The sequence below is a fragment of the Niastella yeongjuensis genome (assembly GCF_900110245.1).
In the GTDB taxonomy this organism is placed as follows: domain Bacteria; phylum Bacteroidota; class Bacteroidia; order Chitinophagales; family Chitinophagaceae; genus Niastella; species Niastella yeongjuensis.
Genome location: NZ_FOCZ01000006.1, coordinates 306,731 through 320,934, shown reverse-complemented (window position 1 = coordinate 320,934; position 14,204 = coordinate 306,731). Strand labels below are relative to the sequence as shown.

Sequence of the window (14,204 nt, the reverse complement as noted above, 5' to 3'; positions counted from 1 at the left end):
TGGGCAGAGGGCAGCAGGCAAACGGCAGACAAAAACAGCCGAAAGCCGTCGAAGCAAGCGTGTATTTAATTTCTGCCCTATGCCCTCTGCCTTTTGCCCATACTTAAAAATAGTATGAATGATCGCTAATGAGGAATACAGACAGTTCCTGGAATCAGTCAGGTTTGTGTATGGGTACGATTTTACCGAATACGCAGAAGCCTCCGTTATTCGCCGCATAAGCGCATTCATGGATAGTAATAAGATCGCCAGTTTGCAGGACCTGGGTAAAATGATATTGAAAGATGAAACCGAATTTGAGCATTTTATCCAGGAGATCACTGTGAATGTAACTGAGATGTACCGCGATCCGCTTTTTTACAAAAGCCTGCGTAAAAATGTGGTCAGCCGGCTGGCTACTTACCCGTTCATAAAAGTATGGATAGCGGGTTGCAGCACCGGGGAAGAAGTGTACTCGATGGCCATCCTGTTCAGGGAGGAAGGATTACTGGAACGGACCGTGATCTATGCCACCGACATAAACCAGGATGCGCTGCAGAAAGCACGCGATGGCATTTCTTCCATCAGTAATATGAAAACTTATACGGAAAATTATTTGAAAGCCGGAGGTAAAAATTCCTTTTCCGATTATTATAAAGCAAAGTATAACTCGGTGATGTGGGATAAGTCGCTGCGTCAGAACATTGTCTTTTCGGTGCATAACCTGGCGATGGACAGATCGTTCAATGAGTTTCAACTGATCCTATGTCGCAATGTGCTCATTTATTTCAATCAGAGCCTGCAAAACAAAGTGATCAACCTGTTTTATGAAAGCCTTTGTCCGTTCGGTTTTATAGGATTGGGCAATAAAGAATCGTTGCTGTTTTCAGAAAAACAAAAGTATTTTGAAGAAGTAGACAGGAAAGAAAAAATATTCATGCGAACGAAATAACCTTATCAATTGAACCATGACCTTAAAAAGTACGATGCTATTGTGATTGGTGCTTCGGCCGGCGGATTGTATATTATGATCCGCATATTAAAGTTATTGCCTGCCAATTTCGGCATTCCAATAATAGTGGTGCAGCACCGGTCGAAGGACGAGCGCACTTTACTGGAAGAAGTGTTGCAGCAGAAATGCAAGGTGACGATCAAACAGGCAGACGAAAAGGAAATGATCCAGCCGGGCACGGTGTATTTTGCACCGCCCGATTACCATTTATTAATAGAGAACGATGGTTCCTTTTCACTAAGTTGCGATGCGCCGGTAAATTATAGCCGTCCCTCGATAGATGTGTTGTTCGAAACAGCGGCTGAAGTATATAAGGAAAGGTTACTGGCTATCATCCTTACCGGGGCCAATAAAGACGGATCAAACGGTATAAAAAAGATTGCGACCATGGGCGGCACCACCATTGCCCAGTCACTGGAAACTGCCGATTATCGGGAAATGCCGCAGGCTGCTATCAACACCGGTTTTGTGCAGCTGGTGTTAACTCCTGAAGCGATCGGACAATTTTTATTGGACACTATGAAAAATTAAGAAGTATGGTAAAACAGCCTGAAGACCAGATTTTGATCGTAGATGATAAGGTTAACAATATCTATGCATTGGAACAGATCCTGGGCCAGCCCGGGCGTAACCTCATCAGTGCTACCAATGGTAATGAGGCGCTGAAGGTGGCCCTGAGCCAGGAGATCGATCTGATCATCCTCGATGTGCAAATGCCCGGTATGGATGGCTTTGAGGTGGCGCAGATCCTGAAATCGAACAAACGCACCAGCGAAACGCCTATCATTTTTGTAACCGCCGAGTTAAAAGAGCACCGGTTTGTGATGAAGGGATTTGAAGAAGGGGCCATCGACTACCTGTATAAACCGCTCAATCCGGATATTACCGAAGCCAAGGTATCGGTGCTGTTACAACTGCACCGCCAGCAACGCGAGCTGATAGAGAAGAACCAGGCACTGGAAAATTATGCCCTGCTCATCAATAACTCCGCTGATCTTATTTGTATCATCAATGCCGAAACATACCGGTTTGAAGAAGTAAATGACGCAGCATTCCCGCTGTTGGGTTATTCTGCCCAGGAAATGAAAAACGCTTCGCTGTTGGATTATTTATCGGAAGAAGGCCAGGCGAAAGTTAAAGAGCTGGCCTGCGTTTACCAGCCGTCGTTCTCATTTGAAGTATTGATGTTCACCAAGAATGGCGAGCACCGGTATGTTAGCTGGAACATTGTACATAAGCACAGTTTGTGGTTTGCCAACGGCCGTGATATTACCCGTCAAAAGAAAGCCGACTTTGAAATAAAACAACTGAACTTAAACCTGGAGAGAAATATTTCGCAGTTACAACTGACCAATAAAGAGCTGGAATCATTTTCCTATTCGGTGTCGCACGATCTGCGGGCGCCGTTGCGCAGCATCAATGGTTATGCGCAAATGATCCAGGACGATCATGCGCAGTCGTTTAACGAAGAGGCCACCCGTATGTTCAACGTGATCAGGAAGAACGCTACAAAAATGGGGAACCTTATCGATGACCTGCTGGCGTTTAGCCGAATGGGCCGGAAGGAAATAAGCCGCGTGCCCGTCAATTTCAATAAACTGGTAGAACCCATCATCGCTGATCTCAGGCAGGCTGCGCCGGTCAACACCACTATAACGGTGCATCCATTGCCAGGCACCCAGGGCGACCCGTCGTTGCTGTCGCAGGTGTATATCAACCTTATATCCAATGCCATCAAATATTCATCTAAAAAGGAAAGGCCCGTTATTGAGCTGGGTGCGGCAGAAAAGGATGATGAACTGGTGTATTATGTAAAAGACAATGGGGCTGGTTTCGACATGCAGTATGCGCATAAATTATTTGGCGTATTTCAACGGTTGCATGGCAGTGATGAGTTTGAAGGTACCGGGGTAGGGTTGGCCATAGTACAGCGGATCATTGTTAAACATGGCGGAAAAGTGTGGGCGGAAGGAAAACCCGATGAAGGCGCCACTTTTTATTTTTCATTACCCAGAACCTATAATGACCTGTAAACTATAACCCCTGTTTCTATGATTGAAAATGCGAACCTTGGTAAAGTTGATATCGTGCTTTGTGAAGATAATGCCGACGATGCCGAGCTAACCATCCGGGCCCTCACCAAAAATGGATTGTCCAGCTCACTTATCCATTTAAGGGATGGTGAAGAATTGTTGCACTATGTTTTCTGTTCTGGTCCGTACCTCAGCCGTAATGCCGGCAACCAGCCCCGGTTGATCATCCTGGACCTGAAAATGCCCAAGGTAGACGGACTGGAAGTGATCCGGAAGTTGAAATCCGACAACCGTACAAATATGATCCCGGTAGTTTTGTTAAGCTCGTCGAAAGAGGAAAAAGACATCATGGCAAGTTATGCGCTTGGTGTAAACAGTTATATCGTTAAACCCGTAGAATTTGAAGGATATGTAAAGGCTGTAAGCACCCTGGGTCTTTACTGGTTAATATTAAATCAACCCTATCAACTGTAAGTTATGGCTACTGTGAAACCAATTAATTTGCTGATCCTCGAACACGACGAGAATGATCTGGAATTGTTGATGTATGAATTAAGAAAAGGCGATCTGGCTTTTACCCCCAAAACTGTTGGCAACAAAGAACAGTACACCACTGCTTTGGCTGAATTTTGCCCCGATGTTATTCTGTCCGACTATTCATTGCCGGGATTTGATGGCATTTCTGCATTTCACATCAAACAGCAGATCTGTCCCGATGTGCCTTTTATTATCGTATCGGGTACTATCGGGGAAGAAAATGCGGTGGAGTTGATCAAGAATGGTGTGACTGATTATTCTATAAAAGACAAGCTGTTTACGGTAATACCGAAAATAAGGCGGGCCATCCAGGAAGCCAGTGAGCGGCGGGAGAAACGGGAAACTGAGCAGAATCTGCGCAACAGCCAGCGACAGCTGGCCGAAGCCCAGCGGATCTCAAAAATGGGCAGCTGGGAATTAGGCGAAGATGGGGAGATGATCTCCTGTTCCGATGAATTGTACCGCATCCTCGATCTGGATCCTAATACCAAATTGTCGTTTGAGGTTTTTATGCAGTTTGTACACCCGGAAGATAAACCCCTTGTATATACCGCCCGGGATAAGACAGTTGCGACCAGCGCTACGGAGGTGGTCCAGTTCCGTATCATCAGCCAGGCAGGTACGGAGAAATACATAGAAGCCAGGGGGACGCATCGCCAGGATGTTAATGGAAACCGTTTTATTGGAACCTGTCAGGATATAACAGAGAAGGTAATAGCCGAACAACAGCTGACCAATTATTCAGAGCAGATTGCCCGTGAGCGACTGGAGCACCAGCGCAAACTGGTAAGGGCCTCTATTGAGAGCCAGGAGCGCGAACGGGCCGAGATTGGCCGCGAACTGCACGATAACATCAACCAGATATTGGCGGTAACCAAAGCCTATATAGAGGCCTCTATGACGGAATTAGATCTGCGGGAAGAACTAACCGAACGCAGCATCAACAACCTGCAGCTGGCCATTAATGAGATCAGGAAGATCTCCAAATCGCTGGTGCCACCGGTAATGGATAAAAACGGCCTGGTCGATTCTGTACAGGACCTGATAGAAAACATCCAGCTGGTAAATCCATTTGCTATCAGCTTTCTGTATGAAAAAGAACAGCTGCGTAATATTACGCCGCAGCAGCAGCTGGCGCTGTACCGCATTGTACAGGAGCAGTTCAATAACATTATAAAACATGCCCAGGCGCATAATGTAAGCATCGAGCTGTTTGAGAAGAATGACTTTATCGATCTCAATATCCAGGACGATGGCCAGGGTTTTGACCCCGCGGAAAGAAGGAAAGGAGTGGGGCTCAGCAACATCCTCAGCCGCATTGAGCTGTTCGATGGCAAACTGGAAGTGATCTCCTCCAAAGGGCATGGCTGTACGTTAAAGGTACATGTGCCTAAAGTCAGAACCGGGATGGTGGGAGTAGCGGAAATGTAGGATAAAAGGGGATTTGAAAATATGGAAGCTGGTTATTCGCAGGAATAACCGGCTTTTTTATTTTTAGTATTATTTTGTAGATTTACGACTCTTCATCGCAGTTATTCCTCACTGTTAAGCCTCCCATAATTAGTGTAAAGCAAGGTTATTTTTTTACACAAAAACCTAGTCGAATTATGAAAAAAATGATCGCAGTGTTCGTTTTAGCCTGCGCTTTTAATGCCGCCAGTGCTAAAATTATGCCTGGCATTCGCGTCGCTGCAAAAACCAACGCGTTCGTTCAACCTTTTAGTGCGGCCTATGCCCTTGATACACCCTTTCTGTGGTTCACTGATCCTGATTATACCAATCCAACCGGAACGTATTGTGACGTGTTTTATGAGATCAATAGGTTGAGCGCCATGTTTAGCGGATTTGCATTTTCCCATTTACCTTATGGGAATCTGATTGAGTTTGAATATGGTATTGGCATTCCCTGGTTATACCAGAATATTTACAGCGACTTACCACGATTCTAGTAAAAACTTGAGTATGGCCTGATTCCCGACCGGGAATCGGGCTTTTTTATTTCATAAACCCTTTTATCAGATACGCCAAAAGCGACACATTTACCTGTTCGAAAATATGGGGTGTGCCGGGTAGTACACCAAATAGGGCGTTTGGTAATTGTTTATAAACTGCCAGCGTTTCTTCCAGGGTAACCATTTTATCGCGATCACCCAGTAGCACCAGTGAAGGGGTAGTAATACTATTGTAATCTTCCAGTTGTAGTGTGTTGTTTTTACCTAAGTTGAGCAGCAATTCAGTGGTTTTATCGAGGATTGCTACCCAGTCAGCGGGTGCATGGCGTTGTTGTAACTGGGTGGCGAAAGCAGGTAGTTTTTCCTGTATGATTTTACTATCCAGCAGCTTCACTTCTTTCGACGCAGTTTTCTCATCCCAATAAAATTTTGTTGCGAGAGTTACGATTTTATTGATCTTATCGGGCATTTGCTTAGCCAAATACATAGCAATATATCCACCCATACTATAACCAAAGATATTTGCCTTTTCAATATTCATATCTTGAATGTATCTTGCAACCTGTTCACTGAATAATTCAATTGAGAAAGTGTGACTGGGAAGCGGTAGACCACCATGACCATGTAAGTTAAATGTGTGTAGTTGGAATGTACCATCCAATTCTTGCACGAGTGATTGAAACTGTTTGTCGCTGCCAAGGGCGCCATGTAATAAAATGAGGTGTTGCATGGTTAAACTATTGTAGGTGTCAAATATAAAAAATCAATTACACGTGTAAGCACATAACAGTAACCTATGATAAAGCAGGATCAGGCTGGCCATGAAAAACTTATTAACAACTGTTAGCCAAGGGGTTTTATGTTGTGAGTTCTTTTCATGTGGGGCACGAATTTGACGTGTTTTTTTGTCAAATTAATTAGTGCGTTGTTTAATATTAATGGGGTTCTGTTATCTGTTTGGGGGATTCGGTTTTCTGTACGATGTACCAATTGAGTTGTAGCTGATACATACTTCCCACCAGGTTACTTCCCTTTAAGCTAAAAAAATGACCGGTATTGCCATATGTAACTTTGCCGAATGCTTAACGCAACGCAGTAGCGTTTCGCGTTGGGCGTTTTGTGTTATAGCCTGTCGTTCAGAAAGAGTTGTCTTTTATTGTTAACACCATAAAAACCTGATCAGTTATGAAAAAAATGATCGCAGTGTTCGTTTTAGCCTGTGTGTTCAATGCCGCCAGCGCTAATAATAGCCCCGGCCTTAGAGTGGCTGTAAAAACCAACGCGTTCGTTCAACCTTTTAGTGCGGCTTATGCGTTAGATGCACCCTTTCTGTGGTTTACAGACATCGATCTCACCAATCCAACCGGAACGTATTGTGATGTGTTTTATGAGATCACCAGATTGAGCAGCATGTTTGGCGGATTTCAATTTTCTCATCTTCCTTATGCGGGGCTGAATGAATTTGAATACGGTATTGGAGTACCCTGGTTATACCAGACTATTTACAGTGACCTGCCCCGTTTTTAATCAGCTTTTACTCATATCCTGGGTTTGGGGTCAATGCGGGATTGCGTATTCGCTCTACTCCAGGTATGGGCCAAAGGGCAGCTGTAGGTTTCCAGGTATCGGGCCGTAGTGAGCTCATGACCTCATCTATTCGTTTTTTGCCGTCTATTGCCCGTGCCGGCCAGCGTTTGAGATCGAACCAGCGATGGCCCCATTCGGCAAAAAACTCTATACGACACTCCTGTTCTACAGCAGCCAAAACCTGGTCTTGTGTTGATATAGTGGGTAGATCTTGTAACCCCGCTCTTTTCCTGATCGTATTTAAATCGTTTACCGCTTCCGGCAGTCGATTTAACCGGGCACGGGCTTCCGCACGAATACAATATTGTTCTGCCAAACGCAGGACCATATTGTATTCTTCCCGCGGAGAAGTGGCAGTGTTTTGTTTGAATTTATAAGGCGACCGGTATTGCTTCCCACTTACCGTCACGGTTCTTATCCATGCCTGGCGCAGATCATCTGGTTCCAGATATTTTAAAAGCGAATCACTCAATGTAATAGAGGGCTTTCCATTAGGAACGATCGGAACAAAATACCCTCCTTCGGCTGTGTTAAAGCCAGCAGTAACGGGCATAAACTGCAGGATCGCTTCTTTGCTGTTATACAGGAATGCCTGCTGAAGGCTTTCTAATTGATAAACACCAGACTCGATCACTTCCGAGGCGGCAGCATCTGCCTCTGCCCATTGTTCCCTGTACAAATATATTCTTGCCTGCAACGCTTTTGCCGCCAGCCGGTTCACCCGTACCCGGGCTGTGGGAAAATCGGGTGTAACTGCATAAGTATTGGTCAGGAGATGCTGTGCTTCAACAAGGTCTGCGATCATTTGGTCGTATACCTCATTCACAGGTGTTCTGGGCGTGTTTGTGTTTTTAGTATAATCGGTAGTTGCAATGAGCGGGACATCTCCATATAAATTTACCAGATAAAAATAGGAGAAGGCTCTCAGGAAATATGCTTCACCCAGCAGTTGATCGCGGAGGGCCGGGGTTATAGAATGATTTCCTGTCAATCCTATTATTGCATCATTACATTGGTAAATATAAAAATAGGAGCTGGCCCATGTTGTTCCCACTGTATTATTGTCTATTGTCAATGTGTTGATCAAAAAAGGATTGTCATCGACCAATACACTGGTCTTGCTTAATTCATCGCATGAAAGTCCCGGATAACGGCTCATAAAACCATTAAATACATTAAAGCCTTCCATTATTTTATAATAGATCCCGATCAGGGCCGCCTGAGCCAGGGAATCACTGGTATATACCTGAGGCGTGGTCACCTTATTGGTGGGTGAGCCTGCATCCAACAATTTGTTGCAACCTGTAAGCAGGAGTGTTCCTGCAACAGATAGCACTACTAAACTCCATTTAAAAAATAACCTGAGCCGATGCATGTTATACAATTTATAAGGTTATTTGTAAACCCAGGGTAAACGTTTTTTGTAAGGGCAAACTGAAGGGATTTTGTAATTCCGGATCAGCGCCTTTATACGATGTAATGGTTAATAAATTCTCAGCACTTGTATATATACTGGCTGCTTTTATATGTTTTGGCCTGCAGAATTTTTCCGGTAAGGTATAAGTCAGTTGCGCCACCTTCATCCGGATATATGACGCGTCTACAAATTGGGCGTCTGAGTTTAGCCAGTTGGTAATCCCGTTTTTAACCGCACCTGTGGTTTGTGTACTTACCTTTTGCCAAACTGCTTCATCGCCTTTTTGCTGCCAGCGGTCCAGCAAATCGGTGGGCTGGTTACTAAAAAATTCGGCACCGGCCTGCCCGGGTGGCAAATAGCGATATACATTGGTTATATAATTAGGTGCTTTCTGCCGGCGGAATTCAAAATAGGCGCTCAGTTCAAATTGTTTAAACTGGAATGAATTCCGGAGACCCCCGAAAAAATCGGGGTCTAACCTGCTAACTGTTTTGCCGTTTGGGTCTTCCATCCTGTACAGCCCGCTATCTGGATCAACACCTGTATAATGTGGACCAATCAGAATATTTAATGGCTTCCCGATCATCAAAATCTTCGAATAGCTAGAGTTGTCCAGATTATCAAACTTTACCAGCTTGTTTCGGGGCACCGCCAGGGTTAGTTTGCCGGACCATGTAAAAGCACCCCAGGTCTTTCTTACGGAAGCATCAGCTTCTACACCGGTATTCTGGACAATGGCTGGAAAATTCAACACCAATGTTGAAAACCCTGTTTGAATCGGTAACACAGAAGTGATGACCTGGTTCCGGCTTCGGTTATAGTACCCGGCAATAGTAGTGGTAAAGATATCGTTTACCCGCAACTCAAGGCCGCCTTCCAGTTTTCGTGTCACCTCCCATTGATAATAGGGGTTGGCCAGGCCTGTAGGGAATATCCCATATAAACCCTGATAGGCAGGTGTTGCCTTATTCCAGGTATTCAAATAGGCATAGTCCCCGATTTGGTCATTACCAGTAGAGCCATAACTGGCCCTGAGTTTGGCATAACTGTTGGCTCCTTCTTTATTGTTTCTTTCCCAGAAGATCCAGCCGGCACCAACAGCCCCAAAACTGGCAAACCGGTGTGCGGGGCCAAATCGGGAGGAACCGTCGCGTCGGGCGGTTAAACTAAGGAAATATTTATCCTTGAAGTTGAGTTTCAGCCGGCCAAAAGTGGAAAGGAATAAATACCTTGACTTGTCTGACGTATTGGTCACTGTTTTTGCAGCTGAGGGTATGCCCAGCAACCCGTCATCGGTATACCCGTCATATACATTTGTCCACAGGTTGTTTGTCTGGGACGACCAGAATGCCCCTAATACCGCCTGCACCTGTATTTGATGCCAAAGTGAATCGGTATAGTGTAAACCCGGTTCCACCATCCAGGTAGTAAACTTGTTGGCTGCTTCTGTATAAGAGCGGATGGTAACCTGTTCCGGATTCTGTGCTAACGCTGGTAACTTACTTTTTTCTCTTACCTTGATCTCCTGATAACCCACCGAGGTTTCAAAACGCAGCTTTCTGAACAATTTATATTGCAGATAGGTATGTAGAGAAGTATTGGTCGTTTGAATATTATCAGTCTTTTGAAAATAACTTAAGGGGTTTTTGAACGACGCGCCTTTTTCTTTCCATACCAGGTTCCCTACACTATCTGTAAAGGCAGGTGCATTGGGCGCCAGTAACGTGGCGTTCATAATGTTTTCGGTCAGCCACTTGTTTTCGGTTGTGGAGCGATAGGCCGAGATCCCCGTTTTTAATTTCTTGTTTTTTGACCGGTAATAAAAATCCGGCATTAGTGACCAGCGTCTCCCAAAAATATTGGAAGGCAGGGTAGCGGTCTGGCTGCTGTACCCACCATTTAATAAGAACTGGAACAATGAATCGCCTTGTGAGAAGGAGAAATGTTCATTCATGCTATTGGAAGTACCGCCCAATAGAAATTTATTCATATCTATGTACCTGGTGGTGTCCCACGATAACAGATCCGGCGCTTTCGCAGCCGTAGGTATTATATTATCATTGGCAAATGCCTCGCGGCGCATGGCCAGGTATTCGGAGGTATTCATCAATGACATACCCGGGAGAGAACGGCCTATGCCATATGACAGCGATACTGTTAACTGCGGTGCTTTGGAAGTGCCTTTTTTAGTGGTGATCAATATAACGCCATTGCCACCCCGCGCACCATAAATAGCCGTTGCTTCCGCATCTTTCAATACCGTAATGCTTTCAATATCCAAAGGGTTCATGGTGGTAAACGGATCAAAACCTATTGCCGAAGCACCCGGTGCTGAAGGCGTACCAACCATAGTAGGTAACTGGTTTACCGGGCGTAGGGACGGGGCCCAGGGAATACCATTTACTACAAACAATGGACTGTTTGAGGGGCGGTAACTTGTTAATGATTGTGGCCCGATAGAAGTAGGACCGCGGAATTGAAATTTATGCGTGGTACCAAATAAACCACTGCTGGGCGGTGCTAAAACGCCCGATACATTTTCCTGAATGATCTTTAACACATCGCCATTATTCGTAACACTGGGCCGCACATACGATACGCCCGCTGTATTGCTTTTTTCACTGTTTGAATAACCCTTTACGATCGCTACTTCCAGGTTGGGGTCCTGCAATTCCATGTGAATAATAAGCGGGCGAAAACTATTTCTCCAGGGAATGACAACCGTTTTGTAATTTACATAGGAGACTTCCAACGTATCATCCAGGGTCCAGGTCAGGTTAAAATCCCCGTCCTCTTTAGTAGCATCAGCGTACTTGCCAGATCGTAATTGTACGGTAGCGCCAGGAAGTGGATTAGACGAATCGCCCATCACAATGCCATATACGCGGGATTGGAAATGCTCCCGGCTGCTTACGATTTCTTCTTTTTCTTTTTGGAGAATGGCCAGCCGGTTAGCGATAATGCTATATTTTAAGAAAGGCTGCTCTGAAAAAATACGTGGTAATATACTGTCATTTATGGGTGACAGTCGTACATATACGGGTTTGGCCCATTTCATGATCCGGGGATCATAAACAGCCTCTTTAAACACACCTTTTGATTTTAATACTTTTAATGCTTTTTCAAGGGAATGCACCGATCCGACAGGATTGTTATCCTGCCCCCTTGCCGCACTAATACAACATACCATAACCAAATAACCAAGGATCTTTTTCATACGGTATTATTTCCGATAAAAACACGTTCAATTTATAATCCAGGGTTACTGCATTACAATCAGGCGGATACGAATTAAAATAAATGTTATGCCTGTTTGTGCCTGCGTAACTGATAACTGGTTTGGTTAGATATCAGTCATGAAGTTATAAAAATGATGGTTTTTTAAAAGTTCTTTTTTTTGTAAACGTATGTACATACAAGTAGTTATTCCCGATGTAAAGTAAATACACAACGCCCGCAGTTGCCAGAAATAATTTTTTCAGGCCTGCAGGCGGGAATTTCGTTGGTTATGATATGGTGTAAAAATAGGAATGCTGAGTAGCTTTCACAAACTACTCAGCTTATTGATGCTTAATCTCAAAGGTGGTTTAATGGGACCTAATGGTATTCTCTGCGAAGTACAGCCTAACTATAAGAATTTTAAATATTTTTTTTATTGTGTATTAATGGGTAATTATTTTTTTGCTTTTGCTACCACCGTATAACCCTGAAGCGTAAACCGAACACTCAGGTTGGTATTTAACAGTTCCAGCACTTTGGGTAACGGTTGCGATCTTTCAACGGTACCAGTTAAAATGGAGGTGGTTTCAGGGGTACCAGCTTCTATTTGCGTGTCAACATTGTACCAGCGTTTTATTTGTTGGAGAATGGTTGTCACCGATTCGCCTTCCAGGTTGATCAGGCCGTTTTTCCAGGCCAGCACCTGCGCCATTTCATTTTTGCTTCTATTACTGATCGCGATATTATCCCCTGTAACGATCGCCTGTTGGTTTGGTTTTATGTTTGATGCCAGGGTTCCATGTTGGATGGCTACTGAACCAGACACCAGAGTAGTGGTTACCTGTTTGTCGGCTTCATATGCCTTTACGTTGAAATGGGTCCCCAATACTTTTACCTCTGTTCCATTGGCCATTACGTGGAATGGCTTTGTTTTATCTTCGGCCACTTCAAAATAACCTTCGCCGGTAATTTCAACCACCCGGTCTGTACCGGTGAATGCGGCTGGGTACTTCAGTGACGAACCGGCATTTAACCATACCATTGATCCGTCGGCCAGGGTAACCTTGTATTCACCGCCATATGGGGTGGTTAAGCTGTTGTTCCCTTCTCTGGTACCTGTTTTATGATTGTCAGCTACTTTGTATACCAGCTGATTATCCTGCTGTTTGGTGATCTCCATTTGATCCTGGTAGGCTACTATACCGGTTGGCAGGGTGTCCAGATCAATTTGACTGTTATCTGCCAGCGTTAATACGGCGCGTATTCTGCCGGGTTCAATGGATCTTTGGGCAACAGGCATACTCTGTGCCGGTATAACGCTGTTCTTATCGTTATTGATAAATTGGTAAAGGGCGTACACTCCCACAATACTGCCTGTTAAAACGGCTGCAGCGAGCATCCAGGTGCGTTTGCCGATCCTGGCTGTTGGCAGCTGCATAACTGGGATTTCCTGTTGGGCAGACTGGGTCAGCGAATGCGTTGCCTCGATGCTTTCCCACACTTCCTGTTTTTTGTTTTCCAGTTTATCATAGAGTCCAACGAATTCTAAAAGGCGGGGATCGGCGGCATCTACCTTCATGAGTTCCGATGCTTTGCCCGACGTCCACTCCTCACAAATTTTCTGTTCTTCGCTGGTCAAAGGCACATCATCGCTTTTCCCAAATGCTAGTTGGGTTATGTTTTCAGATAGTGCTTTCATTGTAATCGATTTGTAAGGTTGTTTGAAATAAGGTTTAATTTGGTATTCTTCGCTGTCCCCTAAAAATCAGCGTGTTCTCTTCTCTACATAATGAAACAACGAACACTAGCTGAACATTAAGAAATTGCGCAACATTTTTTTATTTCTAACTAAAATAGAGTTTACACAGTATCATTAATAGGATAATTACTACGGGAATCCCGTACTTACCACCATTTTGCTCAATGAATTCCCGTAACCGGGAGATCCCTTTCGACTTTTGCGTATATACCTGATTGGGACTAATATTCAGTGTTTTAGCTATTTCGTCGGGTTGCATATTCTGCATGGTTAATCGAATCACGGCCGCACATTGCTTTTCCAGCTTGCCCAAACCTGCTTCTATCAGTTTGCGCAAATGGTCCATTTCATATTTCTTATTGATACCCGGATCTTCGGCAATGGGCAGATCGTCCTGTAACTGTCTTCTGAAGGGATCTTCTTTTTGCGCCGCTCGTAAATAATTCAGGGCGCCGTTCCTGGCAGAAATATAGAGGTAGGCTTTTAATTGCTCAATCGCATTGAAAGTGAGCTTTTTACCTAATAGTCTTGTAATAGCTGAGATGGCTATATCTTCCGATTCGTCTTCATTATCGATCATCCGGTAAACGAAAACCGTTAGGTCGGCGAATACAGCTTTGAACAGATCGGCATGTGCCGCCGGTTCATTGTTATTTAACCTGTGAAGAAGATCACTCGTGATATGCATTGGCATTATTTTAAAATTACA

General features: G+C 44.5%; 12 protein-coding genes. 7 read left to right on the top strand and 5 right to left on the bottom strand.

All coding sequences use genetic code 11. The annotated features are described in order from the left end of the window. The first annotated feature begins 118 nt into the window (after nucleotides 1–118). The 6 genes from BMX95_RS18195 to BMX95_RS18170 all read left to right on the top strand — a co-directional run bounded on the left by BMX95_RS18195 (nucleotide 119) and on the right by BMX95_RS18170 (nucleotide 5,510). Entirely contained in the window at nucleotides 119–931 is an 813-nt protein-coding gene (locus tag BMX95_RS18195) for a CheR family methyltransferase (protein ID WP_081202612.1), read from the top strand. A 9-nt stretch (nucleotides 932–940) separates the two neighbouring features. Then, nucleotides 941–1,522 (top strand): chemotaxis protein CheB, encoded by a 582-nt coding sequence (locus BMX95_RS18190; RefSeq protein ID WP_081202613.1) that lies wholly within the window; start codon nucleotides 941–943, stop codon nucleotides 1,520–1,522. A 5-nt stretch (nucleotides 1,523–1,527) separates the two neighbouring features. After that, nucleotides 1,528–3,024 (top strand): ATP-binding protein, encoded by a 1,497-nt coding sequence (locus BMX95_RS18185; protein ID WP_081202614.1) that lies wholly within the window; start codon nucleotides 1,528–1,530, stop codon nucleotides 3,022–3,024. An 18-nt stretch (nucleotides 3,025–3,042) separates the two neighbouring features. Continuing rightward, on the top strand, nucleotides 3,043–3,498 hold the full coding sequence (locus BMX95_RS18180; protein ID WP_081202615.1) for a response regulator: 456 nt from the start codon (nucleotides 3,043–3,045) through the stop codon (nucleotides 3,496–3,498). Nucleotides 3,499–3,501: 3 nt separating this feature from the next. Continuing rightward, nucleotides 3,502–4,992, top strand: a complete 1,491-nt coding sequence (locus tag BMX95_RS18175; RefSeq protein WP_081202616.1) for a hybrid sensor histidine kinase/response regulator — start codon at nucleotides 3,502–3,504, stop codon at nucleotides 4,990–4,992. 176 nt (nucleotides 4,993–5,168) lie between these two features. Continuing rightward, on the top strand, nucleotides 5,169–5,510 hold the full coding sequence (locus BMX95_RS18170; protein ID WP_081202617.1) for a hypothetical protein: 342 nt from the start codon (nucleotides 5,169–5,171) through the stop codon (nucleotides 5,508–5,510). A 46-nt stretch (nucleotides 5,511–5,556) separates the two neighbouring features. Here BMX95_RS18170 and BMX95_RS18165 read toward each other — a convergent pair whose 3' ends face one another. Beyond that, complete coding sequence (locus BMX95_RS18165; protein WP_081202618.1) at nucleotides 5,557–6,243, bottom strand: alpha/beta fold hydrolase; 687 nt, start codon at nucleotides 6,241–6,243, stop codon at nucleotides 5,557–5,559. A gap of 455 nt (nucleotides 6,244–6,698) precedes the next feature. Here BMX95_RS18165 and BMX95_RS18160 point away from each other — a divergent pair, with 455 nt between their 5' ends. Next, entirely contained in the window at nucleotides 6,699–7,040 is a 342-nt protein-coding gene (locus tag BMX95_RS18160; protein ID WP_081202619.1) for a hypothetical protein, read from the top strand. 7 nt (nucleotides 7,041–7,047) lie between these two features. Here BMX95_RS18160 and BMX95_RS18155 read toward each other — a convergent pair whose 3' ends face one another. From BMX95_RS18155 to BMX95_RS18140, 4 genes are all read right to left on the bottom strand, one after another. Continuing rightward, a complete protein-coding gene (locus BMX95_RS18155; protein ID WP_081202620.1) occupies nucleotides 7,048–8,475 on the bottom strand; it encodes a RagB/SusD family nutrient uptake outer membrane protein in 1,428 nt (475 codons plus the stop codon). A gap of 10 nt (nucleotides 8,476–8,485) precedes the next feature. After that, nucleotides 8,486–11,734 carry a SusC/RagA family TonB-linked outer membrane protein gene (locus BMX95_RS18150; RefSeq protein WP_081202621.1) on the bottom strand — a complete coding sequence of 1,083 codons (3,249 nt, stop codon included), beginning with the start codon at nucleotides 11,732–11,734 and terminating at the stop codon, nucleotides 8,486–8,488. A 456-nt stretch (nucleotides 11,735–12,190) separates the two neighbouring features. Beyond that, nucleotides 12,191–13,435 carry a FecR family protein gene (locus BMX95_RS18145; protein ID WP_081202622.1) on the bottom strand — a complete coding sequence of 415 codons (1,245 nt, stop codon included), beginning with the start codon at nucleotides 13,433–13,435 and terminating at the stop codon, nucleotides 12,191–12,193. A 145-nt stretch (nucleotides 13,436–13,580) separates the two neighbouring features. Further along, nucleotides 13,581–14,183, bottom strand: a complete 603-nt coding sequence (locus BMX95_RS18140) for an RNA polymerase sigma factor (protein WP_165759019.1) — start codon at nucleotides 14,181–14,183, stop codon at nucleotides 13,581–13,583. Nucleotides 14,184–14,204: the final 21 nt, after the last annotated feature.